At 39.5% G+C, this 21,400-nt stretch carries 16 protein-coding genes; 12 read left to right on the top strand and 4 right to left on the bottom strand.

From position 1 onward, the window contains the following. Positions 1-84 precede the first annotated feature (84 nt). The 7 genes from rplA to ACVC7R_RS03345 all read left to right on the top strand — a co-directional run bounded on the left by rplA (position 85) and on the right by ACVC7R_RS03345 (position 6,976). Positions 85-774: a 50S ribosomal protein L1 gene (gene rplA, locus ACVC7R_RS03375; RefSeq protein ID WP_001085672.1), complete on the top strand. Its 690-nt coding sequence runs from the start codon at positions 85-87 to the stop codon at positions 772-774. Positions 775-989: 215 nt separating this feature from the next. Then, entirely contained in the window at positions 990-2,690 is a 1,701-nt protein-coding gene (locus ACVC7R_RS03370) for an acetolactate synthase large subunit (protein ID WP_447263540.1), read from the top strand. Then, positions 2,683-3,159, top strand: coding sequence for an acetolactate synthase small subunit (gene ilvN / locus ACVC7R_RS03365; protein ID WP_447263539.1), 477 nt, complete (start codon positions 2,683-2,685; stop codon positions 3,157-3,159). Before ACVC7R_RS03370 ends, ilvN begins: the two co-directional genes overlap by 8 nt. 168 nt (positions 3,160-3,327) lie before the next feature. Further along, positions 3,328-4,350, top strand: coding sequence for a ketol-acid reductoisomerase (gene ilvC / locus ACVC7R_RS03360; RefSeq protein WP_447263538.1), 1,023 nt, complete (start codon positions 3,328-3,330; stop codon positions 4,348-4,350). A 74-nt stretch (positions 4,351-4,424) separates the two neighbouring features. Continuing rightward, positions 4,425-5,675: a threonine ammonia-lyase IlvA gene (ilvA, locus tag ACVC7R_RS03355; protein ID WP_447263537.1), complete on the top strand. Its 1,251-nt coding sequence runs from the start codon at positions 4,425-4,427 to the stop codon at positions 5,673-5,675. Positions 5,676-5,757: 82 nt separating this feature from the next. Beyond that, on the top strand, positions 5,758-6,654 hold the full coding sequence (locus ACVC7R_RS03350) for an SPFH domain-containing protein (RefSeq protein ID WP_447263536.1): 897 nt from the start codon (positions 5,758-5,760) through the stop codon (positions 6,652-6,654). A gap of 106 nt (positions 6,655-6,760) precedes the next feature. After that, the gene (locus ACVC7R_RS03345; RefSeq protein ID WP_004251963.1) at positions 6,761-6,976 is read left to right on the top strand and encodes a capsule biosynthesis transcriptional regulator; all 216 of its coding nucleotides are present in this window, start codon (positions 6,761-6,763) and stop codon (positions 6,974-6,976) included. A gap of 80 nt (positions 6,977-7,056) precedes the next feature. Here ACVC7R_RS03345 and ACVC7R_RS03340 read toward each other — a convergent pair whose 3' ends face one another. Further along, positions 7,057-7,797: an amino acid ABC transporter ATP-binding protein gene (locus ACVC7R_RS03340; RefSeq protein WP_447263535.1), complete on the bottom strand. Its 741-nt coding sequence runs from the start codon at positions 7,795-7,797 to the stop codon at positions 7,057-7,059. Further along, entirely contained in the window at positions 7,797-9,362 is a 1,566-nt protein-coding gene (locus tag ACVC7R_RS03335) for an ABC transporter substrate-binding protein/permease (protein WP_447263534.1), read from the bottom strand. The genes ACVC7R_RS03340 and ACVC7R_RS03335 overlap by 1 nt, the downstream gene beginning before the upstream one ends. A gap of 130 nt (positions 9,363-9,492) precedes the next feature. On the opposite strand from ACVC7R_RS03335, the gene ACVC7R_RS03330 reads away from it, so the two are divergent. Both ACVC7R_RS03330 and ACVC7R_RS03325 read left to right on the top strand, forming a co-directional pair. Further along, on the top strand, positions 9,493-11,388 hold the full coding sequence (locus ACVC7R_RS03330) for a DUF2207 family protein (protein WP_447263533.1): 1,896 nt from the start codon (positions 9,493-9,495) through the stop codon (positions 11,386-11,388). A 61-nt stretch (positions 11,389-11,449) separates the two neighbouring features. Continuing rightward, positions 11,450-12,295 carry an undecaprenyl-diphosphate phosphatase gene (locus ACVC7R_RS03325; RefSeq protein WP_447263532.1) on the top strand — a complete coding sequence of 282 codons (846 nt, stop codon included), beginning with the start codon at positions 11,450-11,452 and terminating at the stop codon, positions 12,293-12,295. A 35-nt stretch (positions 12,296-12,330) separates the two neighbouring features. Here ACVC7R_RS03325 and dinB read toward each other — a convergent pair whose 3' ends face one another. After that, positions 12,331-13,392 (bottom strand): DNA polymerase IV, encoded by a 1,062-nt coding sequence (gene dinB, locus ACVC7R_RS03320; RefSeq protein WP_447263531.1) that lies wholly within the window; start codon positions 13,390-13,392, stop codon positions 12,331-12,333. 238 nt (positions 13,393-13,630) lie between these two features. On the opposite strand from dinB, the gene pflB reads away from it, so the two are divergent. Further along, on the top strand, positions 13,631-15,946 hold the full coding sequence (gene pflB, locus ACVC7R_RS03315; RefSeq protein WP_447263530.1) for a formate C-acetyltransferase: 2,316 nt from the start codon (positions 13,631-13,633) through the stop codon (positions 15,944-15,946). A 405-nt stretch (positions 15,947-16,351) separates the two neighbouring features. Continuing rightward, positions 16,352-18,454 (top strand): ATP-dependent Clp protease ATP-binding subunit, encoded by a 2,103-nt coding sequence (locus ACVC7R_RS03310; protein WP_447263529.1) that lies wholly within the window; start codon positions 16,352-16,354, stop codon positions 18,452-18,454. A gap of 208 nt (positions 18,455-18,662) precedes the next feature. On the opposite strand, the gene ACVC7R_RS03305 is transcribed toward ACVC7R_RS03310, so the two are convergent. Continuing rightward, entirely contained in the window at positions 18,663-19,145 is a 483-nt protein-coding gene (locus ACVC7R_RS03305; RefSeq protein WP_447263528.1) for an S-ribosylhomocysteine lyase, read from the bottom strand. 205 nt (positions 19,146-19,350) lie between these two features. On the opposite strand from ACVC7R_RS03305, the gene ACVC7R_RS03300 reads away from it, so the two are divergent. Further along, a complete protein-coding gene (locus ACVC7R_RS03300; protein ID WP_447263527.1) occupies positions 19,351-21,333 on the top strand; it encodes a peptide ABC transporter substrate-binding protein in 1,983 nt (660 codons plus the stop codon). The last annotated feature ends 67 nt before the right edge of the window (positions 21,334-21,400 follow it).

The raw sequence follows: 21,400 nt of genomic DNA, 5'->3' as shown, positions 1-21,400 counted from the left end.
CTATATAACCCGCAAGACTTCATCATTTCGAGAAGTGACGTGGGAGATGAAAATCGATTGAACCACTTACAAGGAGAATAGAAAATGGCTAAAAAAAGCAAACAACTTCGTGCTGCTCTTGAGAAAATCGACAGCACAAAAGCATACAGCGTAGAAGAAGCTGTAGCTCTTGCAAAAGAAACTAACTTTGCAAAATTTGACGCAACTGTAGAAGTTGCATACAACTTGAACATCGACGTGAAAAAAGCTGACCAACAAATCCGTGGAGCAATGGTATTGCCAAACGGTACTGGTAAAACAGCTCGCGTTCTTGTATTTGCACGTGGTGCAAAAGCTGAAGAAGCAAAAGCTGCTGGTGCAGACTTCGTTGGTGAAGACGACCTTGTTGCGAAAATCAACGACGGTTGGTTGGACTTCGACGTAGTTATCGCTACACCTGACATGATGGCTCTTGTTGGACGTCTTGGACGTGTCCTTGGACCACGTAACTTGATGCCAAACCCTAAAACTGGTACTGTAACAATGGATGTTGCTAAAGCAGTTGAAGAGTCTAAAGGTGGTAAGATCACTTACCGTGCTGACCGTGCAGGTATCGTACAAGCAATCATCGGTAAAGTTTCATTTGAAGCTGACAAGTTGGTTGAAAACTTCAAAGCATTCAACGAAACAATCCAAAAAGCTAAACCAGCTACAGCTAAAGGAACTTACGTAACAAGCTTGACAATCACAACTACTCAAGGTGTGGGTATCAAGGTTGACGTTAACTCACTTTAATAAGTAGAAAATATAAAAAAAAGGTTGAAGACAGATCTGTCTCAACCTTTTTATATTTCTCAAAATAATGAAATCGAGTATCAAGATAAGCAAGCAAAAGTATGTGAAAAAACGTCTAGATAGAAAATTCAGAAAATTGCTTATTTTGCCTTGAAAATTTTTGAAAAAATGGTATTATAGAAACAAGTCATTTTAAGAGAACAGAAAGGGGAACGATGGAGAAAATCATTTTAGATTCACCAAAGTCGGGATCAGAACTTGTTTTGGAAACACTCCGTGATTTAGGAATTGACACGATCTTTGGTTATCCAGGCGGAGCTGTATTGCCTTTATATGATGCTATTTATAATTTTAAAGGTATTCGCCATATTCTAGGTCGTCATGAACAAGGTTGTCTTCATGAAGCTGAAGGTTATGCTAAGTCAACAGGAAAACTTGGTGTCGCAGTCGTCACAAGTGGACCAGGAGCTACGAATGCCATTACGGGTATTGCAGATGCCATGAGTGATAGTGTTCCCCTTTTGGTTTTCACAGGACAAGTCGCAAGAGCGGGAATCGGTAAGGATGCTTTCCAAGAAGCAGATATTGTTGGGATTACCATGCCGATTACCAAGTACAACTATCAGGTTCGAGAGACGGCGGATATTCCACGTGTGATTACAGAGGCTGTACATATTGCAACTACAGGTCGCCCAGGACCAGTTGTCATTGACTTACCAAAAGATGTTTCTGCCCTTGAAACGGACTTCGTCTATTCATCAGTGATAGATTTACCAGGTTATCAACCAACTCTAGAGCCAAATGAGATGCAAATCAAGAAAATCTTGAAACAACTCTCTAAGGCTAAGAAACCAGTCTTATTGGCTGGTGGTGGTATTAGTTATGCTGAGGCTGCTGCAGAGTTAAATGAATTTGCAGAGCGCTATCAAATTCCAGTTGTGACAAGTCTTTTGGGACAAGGAACAATTTCAACTAGCCACCCTCTATTTTTGGGAATGGGTGGAATGCATGGTTCCTTTGCAGCTAACATTGCTATGACTGAAGCAGATTTCATGATTTCTATTGGTTGTCGTTTTGATGACCGTTTGACTGGAAATCCAAAGACCTTTGCTAAGAATGCTAAAGTAGCGCATATAGATATCGATCCCGCAGAGATTGGTAAGATTATTGCAGTTGATATTCCAGTTGTTGGTGATGCGAAAAAGGCTTTGCAGCAGTTACTAGCGGAGCCAATCGTTCGTAACAATACTGAAAAATGGATTGAAAAAGTTACAAAAGATAAGAATCGTGTTCGTTCTTATGATAAGAAGGAACGTGTTGTCCAACCACAAGCAGTTATTGAACGTATTGGTGAATTGACCAAGGGTGATGCCATTGTCGTAACTGACGTTGGACAACACCAAATGTGGACGGCTCAATACTATCCATACCAAAACGAGCGTCAACTCGTAACATCAGGTGGCCTAGGAACTATGGGATTCGGAGTTCCTGCAGCTATCGGAGCAAAAATTGCCAATCCAGATAAAGAAGTCGTTCTCTTTGTCGGTGATGGTGGTTTCCAAATGACCAATCAGGAATTGGCAATCTTAAACATTTATAAGATTCCAATCAAGGTCATCATGCTGAATAACCATTCACTAGGCATGGTTCGTCAGTGGCAAGAAGCCTTCTATGATGGACGAACATCAGAGTCAGTCTTTGATAGCCTTCCAGATTTCCAGTTGATGGCTCAAGCCTATGGAATTAAGAATTATAAATTTGACAATCCTGAAACATTAGAGAAGGATCTGGAAGTCATCACAGAGGATGTACCAATGTTTATCGAGGTAGACATTTCTCGTAAAGAGCATGTTTTACCAATGGTACCAGCTGGTAAGAGTAACCATGAAATGTTGGGGGTGAAGTTTAATGCGTAGAATGTTAACAGCCAAACTTCAAAACCGATCCGGAGTTCTCAATCGCTTTACTGGTGTCTTGTCTAGACGCCAAGTTAACATTGAGAGTATTTCGGTAGGGGCGACAGAAAATCCCAATGTGTCACGGATTACGATTATCATTGATGTCGCATCTCAGGATGAAGTGGAACAAATCATCAAGCAACTCAACCGCCAGGTCGATGTGATTCGTGTTCGTGATATCACAGATAAACCGCACTTAGAGCGCGAAGTTATTTTGGTAAAGATTTCAGCTCCTGCGGAGAAGCGAGCAGAAATCTTAGCGATTATCCAGCCTTTCCGTGCAACGGTAGTTGATGTAGCTCCAAGCTCCATCACCGTTCAGATGACTGGGAATGCAGAAAAGAGTGAAGCCTTGATTCGGGTTATTCGACCATATGGTATTAAGAATATTGCTCGTACTGGTGCAACTGGATTTACCCGTGACTAATACTCTTTGAAAATCAAATTCAAATCACGTCAGCTTCGCCTTGGCGTACTCAGGTACAGCCTGTGGTTAGCTTCCTAATTTGCTCTTTGATTTTCATTGAGTAAAAAATAACCTAAATTTGTTAAAATAGCCTAACAGGCAATAAAAATAGAAAAGAGAGAAAAAACTATGGCAGTTCAAATGGAATACGAAAAAGATGTAAAAGTAGCAGCACTTGAAGGTAAAAAAATCGCCGTTATCGGTTATGGTTCACAGGGACATGCACACGCTCAAAACTTACGTGATTCAGGTCATGATGTGATCATCGGGGTTCGTCCTGGTAAATCTTTTGAGAAAGCAAAAGAAGATGGTTTTGATACTTACACAGTAGCAGAAGCAACTAAATTAGCGGATGTCATCATGATCTTGGCACCAGATGAAATCCAAGCTGACCTTTATGCAGAAGAAGTGGCTCCAAACTTGGAAGCTGGGAATGCTGTCGGATTTGCACATGGTTTCAACATTCACTTTGAATTCATCAAAGTTCCTGCAGATGTTGATGTCTTCATGTGTGCTCCTAAAGGACCAGGACACTTGGTACGTCGTACTTACGAAGAAGGATTTGGTGTTCCAGCACTTTATGCAGTTTATCAAGATGCTACAGGAAATGCGAAAGATATCGCTATGGACTGGGCTAAAGGTGTTGGTTCAGCACGCGTTGGACTTCTTGAAACAAGCTTTAAAGAAGAAACAGAAGAAGATTTGTTCGGTGAACAAGCCGTTCTTTGTGGTGGTTTGACTGCCTTGATGGAAGCAGGTTTCGAAGTCTTGACTGAAGCTGGTTATGCACCAGAATTGGCTTACTTTGAAGTCCTTCACGAAATGAAATTGATCGTTGACTTGATTTACGAAGGTGGATTCAAGAAAATGCGTCAATCTATTTCAAACACTGCTGAATACGGTGATTACGTTTCAGGTCCACGTGTCATTACTGAACAAGTGAAAGAAAACATGAAAGCAGTTCTTGCGGACATCCAAAATGGTAAATTTGCAAATGACTTCGTAAACGACTACAAAGCTGGACGTCCAAAATTAACTGCCTACCGTGAACAAGCTGCGAACCTTGAAATTGAAAAGGTTGGTGCTGAATTGCGTAAAGCAATGCCATTTGTCGGTAAAAACGACGATGACGCATTCAAAATCTACAACTAATATGTAAACATGAAGGCGAGTTGGGGGGACCGAGCTCGCTTTCACATTTTGGATCCTATCAAGAAAGAGAAAATATGATAAGTGCAAAAGATGTGGTGAAAGCCCATAAAGTTTTAAAGGGTGTGGTAGCTGAAACACCGCTTGACTATGATCATTACCTATCAGAAAAATACGGCGCAAAAATTTATCTCAAAAAAGAAAATGCCCAACGAGTGCGTTCTTTTAAGATTCGTGGAGCATATTATGCCATTTCGCAACTGACTAAGGAAGAGCGTGAACGTGGAGTAGTTTGTGCATCAGCCGGAAATCATGCCCAAGGAGTAGCATACACTTGTAATGAGATGAAAATTCCTGCAACCATTTTTATGCCCATTACAACACCTCAACAGAAGATTGGGCAAGTTCGTTTCTTTGGTGGAGATTTTGTAACCATCAAATTAGTTGGTGATACCTTTGATGCCTCGGCCAAGGCAGCTCAAGACTATACAGTTGCTGAAAATCGTACTTTTATTGATCCCTTTGATGACTCCTATGTTCAAGCAGGTCAAGGAACCGTAGCCTACGAAATTTTAGAAGAAGCACGAAAAGAATCTATTGATTTTGATACTGTTTTGGTGCCTGTAGGAGGTGGAGGGCTCATTGCGGGAGTTTCTACTTATATAAAAGAAACAAATCCAACAATTGAAGTGATCGGTGTAGAAGCTAACGGAGCTCGTTCCATGAAGGCAGCCTTTGAGGCTGGGGGACCGGTTAAACTCAAAGAAATTGATAAGTTTGCGGACGGGATTGCTGTGCAGAAGGTTGGGCAGTTGACCTATGAAGCAACTCGTAAAAACGTTGAAACGCTTATCGGAGTGGATGAAGGTTTGATTTCTGAAACCTTGATTGATCTATACTCTAAACAAGGGATTGTAGCTGAGCCTGCAGGTGCTGCTAGTGTGGCGGCTCTTGAAGTACTGTCAGATTATATAAAAGGTAAGACCATTTGTTGTATCATCTCTGGAGGCAATAACGATATCAACCGGATGCCAGAGATGGAAGAACGTGCCTTGATTTATGATGGAATCAAGCATTACTTTGTGGTCAACTTCCCACAACGTCCAGGGGCTCTTCGAGAATTTGTAAATGATATCTTGGGACCGAATGATGATATCACTCGTTTTGAGTATATTAAACGTGCTAGTAAGGGAACAGGACCTGTCTTAATTGGGATTGCCCTTGCTAACAAGCATGATTATGCTGGGTTAATCCACCGGATGGAGAAGTTTGATCCGTCTTATATTAACTTGAATGGGAACGAGACCTTATATAATATGCTTGTTTAAAATCCTATAAAATTTTTATCATATTATTTGCCTAACCTATATACGAGTGCTATAATGTAAGTGAAGAAAGGGGGAGATTCCCATGGTTTTAAAAGTTTTACTTGTTCTATTAATTCTAATGCTTATTGTAGGAGCTGTGTTAGTGAGCTCTGTTTATGTCGTTCGTCAACAGTCTGTTGCAATTATCGAACGATTTGGTAAGTATCAAAAGTTAAGTAATAGTGGTATTCATCTACGGGCACCATTTGGCATTGACAAAATTGCAGCTCGTGTGCAGCTACGCCTTTTACAGAGTGAGATCGTGGTTGAAACCAAAACCCAAGATAACGTTTTTGTGACCATGAATGTCGCAACTCAGTACCGTGTAAATGAGTTAAACGTTACAGACGCTTACTATAAATTGATGAGACCTGAAGCTCAGATTAAATCTTATATCGAAGATGCATTGCGCTCATCTGTTCCTAAGTTAACTTTGGATGAATTGTTTGAGAAAAAAGATGAAATTGCATTAGAAGTTCAAAAGCAAGTAGCAGAAGAAATGTCGACGTATGGGTATATTATCGTTAAGACGCTCATTACCAAAGTTGAGCCGGATGCAGAAGTCAAACAATCCATGAACGAAATTAATGCTGCCCAACGTAAGAGAGTGGCAGCTCAAGAATTGGCTGAAGCAGATAAGATTAAGATCGTTACAGCGGCAGAAGCTGAGGCAGAAAAAGATCGCCTCCATGGTGTGGGGATCGCAGAGCAGCGAAAAGCAATTGTTGATGGACTTGCTGATTCTATTAAAGAGTTAAAAGGAGCCAATGTCGAATTAACTGAAGAACAAATTATGTCAATCCTATTAACCAATCAGTATTTGGATACATTGAATAATTTTGCAGATAAACAAGGAAATAATGCAATATTCTTGCCAGCAAATCCTAATGGAGTTGAAGATATACGAACCCATATATTATCAGCTTTGAAAGCTAAATAATTACAATCTTAACGCAATAACGTTATTAATATATGTGTTTTAATTGACAAATATTATAAAAATATATAGAATGAAATTGCGTAAAGAAAAACAATAGGAGAATAACATGGCTAAGTCTAACTTTGAAAAAGTAGAAGCAGTTGTTAGCTGGGTTCGTGATAAGAAAATCACAGGGTATCGTATTTCTAAGGAAACGAATGCGCGTGAGATGTCTATCATTGCTTTGGCTCAGGGACGTGCAAAAGTTAAAAACATTTCCTTTGAAACAGCCCTCGGCTTAATTGATTTCTACAATAAAAATCATGAAAAATTTGAAGATTAGTCTTTGGATATAGGCAGGTTCGAAAAGAATCTGCCTTTTCATTTGTAGGAATAGAAAAAAGACTGCAATTGCAGTCTTTTTTATCGAAGATAACGTTGTAAAAATTCTTTTGTACGTTCTTCTTTAGGATTTGTAAATAGTTCTTCTGGTTTGCCTTCTTCAGCAATGACGCCCTTATCCATAAAGATGACACGGTGTGATACATCGCGAGCAAATTCCATTTCGTGGGTCACGACGATCATGGTCAAGCCTTCTTGAGCTAAGTCTTGCATGATTTTAAGGACTTCACCAACCATTTCAGGGTCAAGCGCTGAAGTAGGCTCGTCAAAGAGGATGGCATCAGGATTCATTGAAAGTGCGCGAGCAATAGCCACACGTTGCTTTTGACCACCGGAAAGTTGTTTAGGTTTAGCTTGCCAGTAACGTTCTCCCATACCAACTTTTTCAAGATTTTCTTTTGCAATTTTCTCTGCTTCTGAGCGGTCGCGTTTGAGTACAGTTGTTTGGGCAACGATTGTATTTTCAAGTACGTTGAGATTTTCAAAGAGGTTGAAGGATTGAAAGACCATTCCTAATTTTTCACGATAGTGAGTGAGGTTATAGCCTTTTTCGAGGACGTTTTCACCGTGATAAAGGATTTCACCTTCAGTTGGTGTTTCGAGAAGGTTGATCGAACGTAGGAAGGTTGATTTACCACTACCAGAACTTCCGATGATAGAAATAACCTCACCTTTGTGAATAGTAAGGGAAATATCTTTTAGAACCTCGTTTTGTCCATAGGATTTTTTGAGGTGTTTGATTTCAAGAATGGGTTGATTCATTATTTCAAATCCTCCGTTTGCATTTGGTTAGCACCTGTAGTATAGGTATCCATATCCATCCGTTTTTCGATGTAGCGGAGGATACGTGTCACTGTAAAGGTGAGGACAAAGTAGATAACTGCGATGATGGTAAAGGTTTGGAAGTATTGGTAGGTTTGTGTCGCTACCGTATTTCCTGAGAAGTAAAGTTCTACAACAGAGATAACATTCAATACAGAAGTATCCTTGATATTGATAACAAACTCATTACCAGTTGCAGGCAAAATGTTTCGAACGACTTGAGGTAGAACGATCTTACGCATGGTTTGATTATGAGTCATACCAAGTGCAGTTGCCGCTTCAAATTGTCCCTTGTCGACAGCCAGGATACCACCACGAACGATTTCGGTCATGTAGGCACCGGTATTGATGGAAACGATAAAGATAGCAGCAAGAGTACGGTCAAGGTTAATTCCAAAAGCTTGAGCAGTTCCATAGTAGATAACCATAGATTGTACAATCATAGGTGTTCCACGGAAAATTTCAATATAAATATTGAGAATCCAACCAAGTAGATTTTGGATAAGGTAGATAAATTGATTTTCAGATTGAGGGGCAGTACGGAAAACACCGATAGCAAGACCAATAACGAGACCAACGATGGTACCGATAATTGAAATCAAAAGTGTGATTCCAGCACCGCGCAGGAGTTGTTGCCAGTTCTCAGTTAGAATTTTAGCAACTTGACTAAAGAAACTACTACTGTTTTCTTCAGTAGTTGTAGCTTGAACAGGTTGTTCCTTGATCATACGATCCATTAGTGCAACTTGTTCTTCCTTAGAAATGGTTTCGATGCTAGCATTGATTTGGCTGATACGGTCATCATCTTTACGAAGACCGATTGCGATAGAGGTATCTTCTTCCCCAGTTTTAAAACCAGGTTCAGGTTGAATCATTTTGAACTTGGCATTTGCTGACTCAGCGGTTAGAGCCTCAGGACGTTCAGAAACATAGGCGTCAATGACACCAGCTTCAAGAGCTTGACGCATTTGTGCAAAATCACCCATAGCTGTTTCTTTTTTAGCTCCTGGTATTTGTGAAATCAAATCATAAAGGTAAACACCTTGTTGAGAAGTGATTTTAGCACCTTCAAAGTCATTTAAGCTAGTAGCATTAGCATAGCTTGAGTCTTTCTTTACTAAGAGAACAGGTTCACTAGTGTAGTAACTGCTTGAGAAGGTAATTTCTTGCTTACGTTCAGCAGTTGGGCTCATACCTGCAATAATCATATCAATTTTGCCAGAAGTCAGCGCTGGAACGAGTCCTTCCCATTTTGTTTTAACAATCAGTGGTTCTTTACCGAGGTCTTTAGCGATTTTTTTTGCAATTTGAACGTCATAACCATTAGCGTATTGGTTGGTTCCGTCAATCTTGACAGCACCGTTGCTATCGTCGTCTTGGGTCCAGTTAAAAGGTGCGTAAGCTGCTTCCATCCCGATGCGTAAATATTCATCGGCTTGGACCTGGCTAACTAGTCCTAGGGTCAGGGCTAGGCTAGCAAGGATAGATAAGCATAATTTTTTCATGTTTTCTCCTATTTCTAGTCTAAAAATGGCTCCCTCTATTGTATCTAAAAATGGTGAGATTTTCAATACAAGCAAATCTTAAGTTCTAAAAAATGATATAATAGTGAAAAAATGTGAAAGGGAATGTAAGATGAAAAAGAGATGGCTACTTGCTCTGGTATTTACTTTTTTACTATTTATACCGAGCCTTGTTTTTGCAGTAGACTTCGACATTCTATCCTATAAGGGTGATTTGAATATTCATGCAGATAATACAGCAGTTTTCCAACAAACAATCACCTACAAATTTAAAGATGACTTTAATGGTCAATTGATTGGACTAGGAAAAGCAGGGAAAATGCCAGAAGGCTTTGAGATTGATGATGAACCAACTGTCTTAGTATCCAAAAATGGCCAACTTGTTCAAGACGTTCTCTCGTATACTAAGGAAGAAGAGGAAGGCTACAAGGTCACCATCTTTAATCCGGGAAATGCAGGAGATACTGTTCGGGTAACTGTTACTTGGCAATTGAAAAATCTTCTTTTCTTATATCAGGATATTGCTGAGCTGAATTGGCAACCACTGACAGATAGTTCAGGGGATATTAAAGATTTAGAATTTCGAGTAACATCGGACAAACCAGCCGAAAAACTCTTTTTCCATACCGGTAAACTCCTCAATGAGGGGAGTGTAGAGAAGGTAAACGATATGTATCGGGTGAAGATGAAAAATCTTCCTAGAAATCGTCAAGTTGAGCTGCATGCCTATTGGCCGAGAGAAGCTTTCTCAAGTGCTCCAAGCCAAGGACTGGATGAAGATAATCTAAGTAACTTTAAAAGAGTTGAGGTAGAAATAAAGGCTGAAAAAGTTCACGCCAAGGTCATGATAAAATGGATTTTTCCAATCTTCTTTACGGCTCTGTTGCTAGTAACAATCCACTATTATAGAGAATTTCGTCAGCATACGACTCTTAAAAAGGTATATCCAAAGAATCATCGTCTTTACGAACCCCCAATGGACCTACCTCCAATGGTTTTGGCAGAAGCAATCTATTCAACATCCTTAGAGGAAGTTAGCCCTCTAAACAAGCAGAAGTTTGGTAAGTTCAGTTTTGAACAACTAATCCAGGCAACCTTGTTAGATTTAGTCGATCGCGGGAATTTATCCATTTTTCAAGGTGAAGAAGAGCCATGGATCAAAATTAACAATGAAAAGGGTTTGTCTAATTTTGAGAAGGAATGCCTACGGATGACTCTTTCTACAAATAAAGAACTGGCTCTTTCAGATCTTTTCCCTGAGTATCAAGTTTCTTCAGTTTTGTTCCATGGAGCTAAGGAAGCTGATGAGAAGCATATTCGAGAATTTGGCTTTCACCTCAAACGTTCCTTCGAGAGACGACTTGAACGTATGCAAAGTTGTGTTCGAGACAAGGTGAACATTTTACGAATTCCAAGTTATTATCGTCCTTTGACGGATCAAGAAAATAATATTGTCAAAAAAATGAAAGTCTGCTCGGCTGTAACAGGTATTGTCGGCCTTCTCATCTTCTACTATAGCTTACGAACACATGGTTATTTTTCACTTCCTTTACTGTCACTCGGTTTCATGGGGTTGCTAGCTAGTACTTTAGTTCATTTTGTGACTCGAGGTCCTTCTCGTGATGGAGTCTTAAATGAAGAGGGAGCAGAAGCCTTTTATCTCTGGACAAGTTTTGAAAACATGCTTCGGGATATAGCTCATCTTGATAAGGCTGAACTAGAGAGCATTGTACTTTGGAATCGCCTTTTGGTCTATGCGACTCTCTATGGATACGCCAAGAAAGTGAATAAAATCATGAAGCTTCGCAATATCCAACTTGAAAATGCAGATATGAATCTTTATGTATCTGCTGGATGGGATAAACAGTTTTATACGTCTACTGCTCACATTCATCAATACACTTCGGTCGCAAATACAGCAAGTACCTTCTCTGTATCATCTGGGAGTGGTGGCTCTGGTGGAGGATTCTCAGGTGGTGGCGGTGGTGGAAGTGTTGGTGCTTTCTAAAGAAAACTCAACACAGCCTTTAAAAGTATGATATAATGAAAGATAGAAAAAGGAGTAATCTATGTATTTTATTGAAATTTTAAAATCAATCTTTTTTGGGATTGTTGAAGGAATTACGGAATGGTTGCCGATTTCAAGTACTGGCCACTTAATCCTAGCGGAAGAGTTTATCCAGTATAAAGATCAAAATGAAGCCTTCATGTCTATGTTTAATGTAGTCATTCAACTGGGTGCCATCTTAGCCGTTATGGTTATCTACTTTAACAAGCTTAATCCCTTCAAGCCAGGTAAGGATAAGGTACAAGTCCGTAAAACTTGGCAGTTATGGTCCAAAGTTTTTGTTGCGACTTTACCTCTTCTTCTAGTCTTTAAATTTGATGACTGGTTTGACACTCACTTTCACAATATGGTATCAGTAGCCATTATGTTGATTGTTTATGGGGTTGCCTTTATCTATCTTGAAAAACGCAACAAAGCGCAAGCAATTGAGCCAACAGTTACTGAGTTAGATAAATTACCTTATAAAACAGCCCTCTATATTGGACTTTTCCAGGTCTTGGCCCTTTTGCCAGGTACTAGTCGTTCAGGTGCCACTATCGTAGGTGGTTTGTTGAACGGTACTAGTCGTTCGGTGGTGACAGAGTTTACCTTCTATCTAGGAATTCCAGTTATGTTTGGAGCCAGCGCTTTGAAGATTTTTAAATTTATCAAAGCAGGAGAAGTCTTGAGCTTTGGTCAATTCTTCTTGCTCTTGGTAGCCATGGTAGTGGCTTTTGCAGTCAGCATGGTTTCCATTCGTTTCTTAACTAGCTATGTCAAAAAACACGACTTTACGGTGTTTGGTAAATACCGCATTGTCCTTGGTAGTGTCTTGCTACTTTATAGCTTTGTTCGTTTATTTGTATAAGAAAAAAACCTTGAGGGTAAATTCCTTCAAGGTTTTTAAAATCCAGTCACAGTGACACCCAATAAGCGAACACCCTTATCTTTGTCACTCAGTGCTTCGTAAAGTTGGATAATACTTTGAGCAATTTGTTCAGGGTCTTGTGTTTGCTGCTCTAAAGTTTTTCGCTTCGTCAAGGTGGTAAAATCAGAGTAGCGAATTTTTAAAATAACAATCTTTCCTGATTTGTCATGTTTTTGAAGATTAAGGGCGACTTTTTCCGAAAGGAGAGTTAGCTCTTTTTTGACATCTTCTTCAATGTTGAGAATTTTGCTATAGGTTTTTTCTTTTCCGATGGACTTACGGATACGATTTGATTTGACGGGAGAATTATCAATGCCACGAGCTTTGCGATACAGATCAAAACCGAGTCTTCCGAAACGATCAATGAGAGTGATTTCAGAAACCTCTAAAAGGTCAGTACCCGTATATACACCCATTTGATGGAGTTTTTCAACTGTTTTCTTGCCCACACCGTGGAATTTTGCGATATCCATTTGTTTGAGAAAATCTTCAGCATCATCAGGAAGAATGACTGTCAAACCGCGAGGCTTTTGATAGTCACTTGCCAATTTAGCTAAAAATTTATTGTATGATACACCAGCAGAAGCTGTTAATTGTAATTCATTCCAAATATCCTGCTGAATTAAACGAGCAATTTTAACAGCAGATTTGATACCAAGCTTGTTGTCAGTTACATCTAGATAAGCTTCGTCGATACTCATGGGTTCAATTTTATCCGTATATCGTTTAAAAATAGCTCGAATCTGTTGGCCAACAGTACTATATTTTTCGTAGTTCCCAGAAATAAAAATAGCTTGAGGACAGCGTTCATAAGCCTCTTTGGAACTCATGGCTGAGTGAATGCCGAATGCTCTGGCTTCATAACTACAGGTTGAAACAACACCCCGACCACCTGTTTTCCTAGGGTCGCTACCAATAATAACGGGTTTGCCTTTTAGCTTGGGATTGTCACGAATTTCCACAGCAGCAAAAAAGGCATCCATGTCAATATGGATAATTTTACGGGATAAATCATTCATCAGTGGAAATATCAGCATGAAATGGCCTTTCTTTGGTAGATTTTCTAGCCTTATTATACCTTTTTTCTGAAAAAATAGGAAATAGTCAATTCTTTTTCAAAACTATACTACAGTTTATAAGAAAATAACAACTGTATTATAAAAGAAAGTGTTTAAAAATAGTGATTTCACTTGTTGAAATCGTTTACTGTGTGGTATACTGAATACATGAATGTAACAGATGACTGTTACTAGAAAGATAAAAGAGGACATTAACATGGTTGTTAAAACAGTTGTTGAAGCACAGGACATTTTTGACAAAGCCTGGGAAGGCTTTAAAGGTGTTGACTGGAAAGAAAAAGCAAGTGTAACACGCTTTGTACAAGCTAACTACACACCTTATGATGGAGATGAAAGCTTCCTTGCAGGACCAACAGAGCGTTCACTTCACATTAAAAAAATCGTAGAAGAAACTAAAGCACACTACGAAGAAACTCGTTTCCCAATGGACACTCGTCCAACTTCTATTGCTGATATTCCTGCTGGATTTATCGACAAAGAAAACGAATTGATTTATGGTATCCAAAACGATGAACTCTTCAAATTGAACTTCATGCCAAAAGGTGGTATCCGTATGGCTGAAACTACTTTGAAAGAAAATGGATACGAACCAGATCCAGCTGTTCACGAAATTTTCACTAAATACGTAACAACTGTTAACGATGGTATCTTCCGTGCTTACACTTCAAACATCCGTCGTGCTCGTCACGCTCACACTGTAACTGGTCTTCCAGACTCATACTCACGTGGACGTATCATTGGTGTGTACGCACGTCTTGCTCTTTATGGAGCTGACTTCTTGATGCAAGAAAAATTGAATGATTGGAATGCTATCAAAGAAATCGATGAAGAGACAATCCGTCTTCGTGAAGAAATCTACCTTCAATATCAAGCATTACAAGAAGTTGTTCGTTTAGGTGACCTTTACGGAGTTGATGTTCGTAAACCAGCGATGAACGTTAAAGAAGCTATCCAATGGGTAAACATTGCCTTCATGGCTGTCTGCCGCGTTATCAACGGTGCAGCTACATCTCTAGGTCGTGTGCCAATCGTCTTGGATATCTTTGCTGAACGTGACCTTGCTCGTGGTACATTTACTGAATCAGAAATCCAAGAGTTTGTTGATGATTTCGTTATGAAACTTCGTACAGTTAAATTTGCTCGTACAAAAGCTTATGACCAATTGTACTCAGGTGACCCAACCTTCATCACAACTTCTATGGCTGGTATGGGTAACGACGGTCGTCACCGTGTTACTAAGATGGACTACCGTTTCTTGAACACTCTTGATAACATCGGTAACTCTCCAGAACCAAACTTGACAGTTCTTTGGACTGACAAATTGCCATACAACTTCCGTCGCTACTGTATGCACATGAGCCACAAACACTCTTCAATCCAATACGAAGGTGTTACAACAATGGCTAAAGATGGATACGGTGAAATGAGCTGTATCTCATGTTGTGTGTCTCCACTTGACCCAGAAAACGAAGAACAACGTCACAACATCCAGTACTTCGGTGCTCGCGTTAACGTTCTTAAAGCTCTTCTTACTGGTTTGAACGGTGGTTACGACGATGTTCACAAAGACTACAAAGTATTTGACATCGATCCTATCCGTGACGAAGTTCTTGAATTCGAATCAGTTAAAGCTAACTTTGAAAAATCTCTTGACTGGTTGACTGACACTTACGTAGATGCTTTGAACATCATCCACTACATGACTGACAAGTACAACTACGAAGCTGTTCAAATGGCCTTCTTGCCAACTAAACAACGTGCTAACATGGGATTCGGTATCTGTGGATTCGCTAACACTGTTGACACATTGTCAGCTATCAAGTACGCTACAGTTAAACCAATTCGTGACGAAAATGGCTACATCTACGATTACGAAACAATCGGTGAATACCCACGTTGGGGTGAAGATGACCCACGTTCAAACGAATTGGCAGAATGGTTGATTGAAGCTTATACAACTCGTCTACGTAGCCACAAACTTTACAAAGACGCAGAAGCTACAGTATCACTTTTGACAATCACATCTAACGTTGCTTACTCTAAACAAACTGGTAACTCACCAGTCCACAAAGGTGTATACCTCAACGAAGATGGTTCTGTGAACTTGTCTAAATTGGAATTCTTCTCACCAGGTGCTAACCCATCTAACAAAGCTAAAGGTGGATGGTTGCAAAACTTGAACTCACTTGCTAGCCTTGACTTTGGTTATGCAGCTGATGGTATCTCATTGACAACTCAAGTATCACCACGTGCTCTTGGTAAAACTCGTGACGAACAAGTTGATAACTTGGTAACAATCCTTGATGGTTACTTTGAAAACGGTGGACAACACGTGAACTTGAACGTTATGGACTTGAACGATGTTTACGAAAAGATCATGTCAGGTGAAGACGTAATCGTACGTATCTCTGGATACTGTGTAAACACTAAATACCTCACTCCAGAACAAAAAACTGAATTGACACAACGTGTCTTCCACGAAGTACTTTCAATGGATGATGCATTGAGCTAAGATTCATAAATAGCAATTTAAAAACCAGTCAATATGACTGGTTTTTTTGTTATAAAAATTTTTTAAAAAAAATTAGTCAAATTTGGTCAAATCTCTTGACTAAAACTGACCAAAGTGATATACTAAGAACATAAGGATAAGGAAAGTCCTTAGAAAACCTTGATTTTAAGGTGATTGTATATAGTATCTTAAGATCAAAGTATGGGTAAAACCTAGAAAAGAGGTACAACCTATGGTTAACATTAGTATTTTTAGAAGTCCAATCGAAAAACCTGTATTGGATAAAGAAAAACCTGAAATTATACGTAGAGTAGCAAATAGCTAGTCTAAATTTTTTAAAACAAAGGTCAGAGTAAGTCAAATTATTTTGACTAAGTAAATTTGAAAACAAACGAGGTATGAAATATGAACAACAACTTTAATAACTTTAACAACATGGATGATTTATTTAACCAATTGATGGGTGGTATGCGTGGATACAGTTCAGAAAACCGTCGTTACTTGATTAACGGTCGTGAAGTAACACCTGAAGAATTTGCTATTTACCGTCAAACAGGTCAACTACCAAGCGAAGGTAGTGAACAAGCTCAATACGTTCAAGGTAAAGCTATGAAACAAGATGGGATTCTTGCAAAACTTGGACGTAACTTAACAGCAGAAGCTCGTGAAGGTAAGTTGGATCCAGTTATTGGACGTAATAAAGAAATTCAAGAAACTTCTGAAATTCTTTCTCGCCGTACTAAGAACAATCCAGTTCTTGTTGGTGATGCTGGTGTTGGTAAAACTGCAGTAGTAGAAGGTTTGGCACAAGCTATTGTAAATGGTGATGTTCCAGCAGCTATCAAGAACAAAGAAATCATTTCTATAGATATTTCAGGTCTTGAAGCTGGTACTCAATACCGTGGTAGCTTTGAAGAAAACATTCAAAATTTGGTAAATGAGGTCAAAGAAGCTGGAAATATTATTCTCTTCTTCGATGAAATCCACCAAATCCTAGGTGCAGGTAGCACAGGTGATGGTCAAGGTTCTAAAGGCCTTGCGGACATCTTGAAACCAGCCCTTTCTCGTGGTGAATTGACAGTTATTGGTGCAACTACTCAGGATGAATACCGTAACACCATCTTGAAAAATGCTGCCCTAGCACGTCGTTTCAACGAAGTCAAGGTTAATGCTCCATCTGCTGAAGATACATTCAAGATCCTCCAAGGGATTCGTGATCTTTATCAACAACACCACAATGTTGTCTTGCCAGATGAAGTCTTGAAAGCTGCCGTTGATTACTCTGTTCAATACATTCCACAACGTAGCTTGCCTGATAAGGCAATCGACTTGGTCGACGTGACAGCTGCTCACTTGGCGGCTCAACACCCAGTAACAGATGTACATGCGGTTGAGCACGAAATCCAAGCGGAAAAAATCAAACAAGAAGAAGCAGCAGCCAAAGAAGACTATGAAGCAGCTCTAAATGCAAAAGTCCGTATCGAAGAATTGGAAAAACAAATTGCTAACCATACAGAGGATCACAAGGTAACTGCAACTGTCAATGACGTAGCAGAGTCTGTCGAACGTATGACTGGTATTCCAGTATCGCAAATGGGTGCAACTGATATCGAACGTTTGAAAGATATGGGTCACCGTTTGCAAACCAAGGTTATCGGTCAAGATAAGGCCGTTGAAGCCGTTGCAAAAGCGATCCGTCGGAACCGTGCAGGATTTGACGAAGGGAACCGTCCAATCGGTAGCTTCCTATTTGTAGGACCTACTGGTGTTGGTAAGACAGAGTTGGCTAAACAATTAGCGCTTGATATGTTCGGTACTAAAGATGCTATCATCCGTTTGGATATGTCAGAATACAGTGATCGTACAGCCGTATCTAAATTGATTGGTACAACTGCAGGTTATGTTGGTTACGATGACAACAACAATACCTTGACAGAACGCGTCCGTCGCAATCCATACTCAATCGTACTTTTGGATGAGATTGAAAAGGCTGACCCTCAAGTCATCACCCTTCTCCTTCAAGTCTTGGACGATGGTCGTTTGACAGATGGTCAAGGTAACACTGTCAACTTCAAGAATACGGTGATTATCGCAACTTCAAACGCTGGCTTTGGTTATGAAGCTAACTTGACAGAAGATGCGGACAAACCAGAACTCATGGATCGTTTGAAACCTTACTTCCGTCCAGAATTCTTGAATCGCTTTAACGCAGTGATTGAGTTCTCACACTTGAGCAAGGAAGATCTTTCTAAAATTGTTGATTTGATGTTGGTTGATGTCAATAAGACACTTGCTAAGAAAGAAATTGACTTGGCAGTGAGTGATGCAGCCAAAGAATACATGACTGAGGAAGGATATGATGAAGTTATGGGGGTTCGTCCACTCCGTCGTGTGGTTGAACAACAAATCCGAGATAAAGTGACAGATTTCCACTTGGATAATCTTGATGCTAAACACCTAGAAGCTGACATGGAAGATGGTGTTTTGGTCATTCGTGAAAAAGCCTAAATCAAGATTTCGAAAATAAAAAAGAGAGTGGGACAGAAATCGGTAATTCGTTAGAATTCGATTTCGTCGTCCTACCTCCGCACAGTTGAGTAGGGCTGTAAAAGTTGATGAAATCAGCGTAGTAGAGCCCACTCAACCACTGCGTCTTGCTCCACAATCCATAGATAATTGAAAGGCTAGGACAAAAGTCCTAGCCTCTTTTTTATTATTAAATGACATGACGTTCAAAGGCATCGTCTGAGATTCCTTGTTGGAGAATTAATTTTGCCCATTCCTTAGCTGAAAATAAGCTGTGGTCCTTGTAGTTGCCACAAGATTCAATAGTTGTTCCTGGGACATCTTCCCAAGTTGTTGTTTCAGCGATTTCCTTCAGTGAATCCTTGATGACAGTAGCGATTTCAGCGCTAGTATGACGTCCCCACATAATCATATGAAACCCTGTACGACAACCAAATGGTGAACAATCAATCATACCGTCGATGCGAGTACGGATTAGTTTAGCCAAGAGGTGCTCAATTGTATGAAGTCCAGCAGTAGGGATAGAGTCTTCATTTGGTTGAACCAAGCGGATATCAAAGTTAGAAATGATATCTCCTTTCGGTCCAGTCTCTTCTCCAATCAATCGGACATAAGGAGCTTTTACAATCGTATGGTCTAGTTCAAAACTTTCAACAATAACTTCTTTTGACATGGTATTTCCTTTCAACTTTCTTCTTTCATTATATCATAAAGATATAGTTGATAAATGTCAATGATTGAAATTTTCCTAAAAAGATTTTCACATTAGAAATCTAGGAAGAAAATATTTTCAAATTAATTTGAAAAATTCTGAAAATTGTATTGACACATGGCTGAAAAGGGACTATAATGTATAAAAAGTCAAAAAGGAGTTTATTATGAAATTTTCAAAAGTAATGGCCTTAGCAGGAGTGACTCTGTTAGCGTCAGGTGTTTTGGCAGCTTGTTCAGGTTCAGGCTCTAGTGCAAAAGGTGAGAAAACTTTTTCTTACGTTTATGAAACAGATCCAGACAGCCTCAACTATCTGACAACAGGTAAGGCTGCGGTTGCTAATATCACAAGTAATGTTGTTGACGGTTTGATGGAGAATGACCGTTACGGGAACTTCGTGCCATCTATGGCAGAAGACTGGTCAGTATCTCAAGATGGTTTGACTTACACTTATACAATCCGTAAAGATGCTAAGTGGTACACTTCTGAAGGTGAAGAGTATGCACCTGTGAAAGCTCAAGACTTTGTAACAGGTCTTAAATATGCAGCTGATAATAAGTCAGAAGCCCTTTATCTTGTTCAAGAATCCATTAAAGGTCTTGACGCTTATGTCAAAGGTGAAGTAAAAGACTTCTCAGAAGTTGGAATCAAGGCAATTGATGATCAGACGGTTCAATACACTTTGAATAAACCAGAAAGCTTCTGGAATTCTAAGACAACCATGGGTATTCTTGCACCAGTCAATGAAGAATTCCTTACTTCTAAAGGAAGTGACTTTGCCAAAGCAACTGATCCAAGCAGTATTCTTTACAACGGTCCTTTCTTGTTGAAATCATTGGTAGCTAAATCATCAGTAGAATTTGAAAAGAATCCAAACTACTGGGATAAGGACAATGTTCATATTGATAAAGTAAAACTATCATTCTGGGATGGTCAAGATACAGGCAAACTTGCAGATACCTTTAAGGATGGCGGCTTCTCAATGGCTCGTCTCTTCCCAACAAGTGCAGGATATCCTGAACTTGAAAAAGAGTTTAAGGATAACATCGTATATACACCTCAGGACTCTGCAACTTTCTTAGTAGGTACAAATATTGACCGTCAGTCTTACAAGTACACTTCTAAGACTACGGATGAACAAAAGACATCAACTAAAAAAGCTCTCCTAAACAAAGACTTCCGTCAAGCCATTGCTTTTGGTTTTGATAGAACAGCCTATGCTTCTCAAGTCAATGGAGAAAGTGGAGCAAGCAAACTTCTTCGTAACTTGTTTGTACCACCAACATTTGTTCAAGCTGATGGTAAAAACTTTGGTGAATTAGTTAAAGAAAAATTGGTAACCTATGGTGATGAGTGGAAAGATGTCAATCTAGATGACGCTCAAGATGGTCTTTACAATCCTGAAAAAGCGAAAGCAGAATTTGCAAAGGCTAAGAAAGCTCTTCAAGCAGAAGGTGTTCAATTCCCAATCCACTTGGATATGCCAGTAGACCAGACTAATACTACTAAAGTTCAACGTGTTCAATCATTGAAACAATCGCTTGAAGCAACATTAGGAACTGACAATGTTGTTATTGACATTCAACAACTTCAAAAAGATGAAGTTCTTAATGTTACCTACTTTGCTGAAACAGCTGCTGGAGAAGATTGGGATCTCTCAGATAACGTTGGATGGTCTCCAGACTACATTGACCCATCTACTTACCTTGATATCATCAAACCGTCTGTAGGTGAAAATACTAAGACTTATCTAGGATTTGATTCTGGTACAAACAACGCCGCTGCCAAGCAAGTTGGTTTGGAAGATTACGAAAAGATGGTTGTTGAAGCTGACAATGAAGTCACAGATGTTTCAAAACGTTATGATAAATATGCCGCTGCCCAAGCTTGGTTGACAGATAGCGCTTTGATTATTCCAACAACTTCTCAAACTGGACGTCCAATGTTGTCTAAGATGGTGCCATTCACCCTTCCATTTGCATACTCAGGTAACAAGGGTATGAGTGAAGCCCTCTTGTACAAGTACCTTGAACTTCAAGATAAACCAGTAACTGCTGATGAATATCAAAAAGCTCAAGATAAATGGAAGAAAGAAAAAGAAGAATCTAATAAAAAAGCGCAAGAAGATCTTGCAAGCCATGTAAAATAAAAGAAGGTGGAGTTAGTAATTAACTCCACTTTTTCATTAATAAAAGACCTAGGAAGATGTTTCCTAG

Source organism: Streptococcus sp. Z554 (assembly GCF_053010305.1).
The sequence above is the reverse complement of the archived record's forward strand: the minus strand, read 5'-3'. Positions and strand labels throughout refer to the sequence as shown.

Excerpts from the sequence above, each read along its gene's own strand:
- rplA (WP_001085672.1), top strand. The coding sequence starts at position 85 with ATGGCTAAAAAAAGCAAACAACTTCGTGCTGCTCTTGAGAAAATCGAC.
- ACVC7R_RS03370 (WP_447263540.1), top strand. The coding sequence starts at position 990 with ATGGAGAAAATCATTTTAGATTCACCAAAGTCGGGATCAGAACTTGTT.
- ilvN (WP_447263539.1), top strand. The coding sequence starts at position 2,683 with ATGCGTAGAATGTTAACAGCCAAACTTCAAAACCGATCCGGAGTTCTC.
- ilvC (WP_447263538.1), top strand. The coding sequence starts at position 3,328 with ATGGCAGTTCAAATGGAATACGAAAAAGATGTAAAAGTAGCAGCACTT.
- ilvA (WP_447263537.1), top strand. The coding sequence starts at position 4,425 with ATGATAAGTGCAAAAGATGTGGTGAAAGCCCATAAAGTTTTAAAGGGT.
- ACVC7R_RS03350 (WP_447263536.1), top strand. The coding sequence starts at position 5,758 with ATGGTTTTAAAAGTTTTACTTGTTCTATTAATTCTAATGCTTATTGTA.
- ACVC7R_RS03345 (WP_004251963.1), top strand. The coding sequence starts at position 6,761 with ATGGCTAAGTCTAACTTTGAAAAAGTAGAAGCAGTTGTTAGCTGGGTT.
- ACVC7R_RS03340 (WP_447263535.1), bottom strand. The coding sequence starts at position 7,797 with ATGAATCAACCCATTCTTGAAATCAAACACCTCAAAAAATCCTATGGA.
- ACVC7R_RS03335 (WP_447263534.1), bottom strand. The coding sequence starts at position 9,362 with ATGAAAAAATTATGCTTATCTATCCTTGCTAGCCTAGCCCTGACCCTA.
- ACVC7R_RS03330 (WP_447263533.1), top strand. The coding sequence starts at position 9,493 with ATGAAAAAGAGATGGCTACTTGCTCTGGTATTTACTTTTTTACTATTT.
- ACVC7R_RS03325 (WP_447263532.1), top strand. The coding sequence starts at position 11,450 with ATGTATTTTATTGAAATTTTAAAATCAATCTTTTTTGGGATTGTTGAA.
- dinB (WP_447263531.1), bottom strand. The coding sequence starts at position 13,392 with ATGCTGATATTTCCACTGATGAATGATTTATCCCGTAAAATTATCCAT.
- pflB (WP_447263530.1), top strand. The coding sequence starts at position 13,631 with ATGGTTGTTAAAACAGTTGTTGAAGCACAGGACATTTTTGACAAAGCC.
- ACVC7R_RS03310 (WP_447263529.1), top strand. The coding sequence starts at position 16,352 with ATGAACAACAACTTTAATAACTTTAACAACATGGATGATTTATTTAAC.
- ACVC7R_RS03305 (WP_447263528.1), bottom strand. The coding sequence starts at position 19,145 with ATGTCAAAAGAAGTTATTGTTGAAAGTTTTGAACTAGACCATACGATT.
- ACVC7R_RS03300 (WP_447263527.1), top strand. The coding sequence starts at position 19,351 with ATGAAATTTTCAAAAGTAATGGCCTTAGCAGGAGTGACTCTGTTAGCG.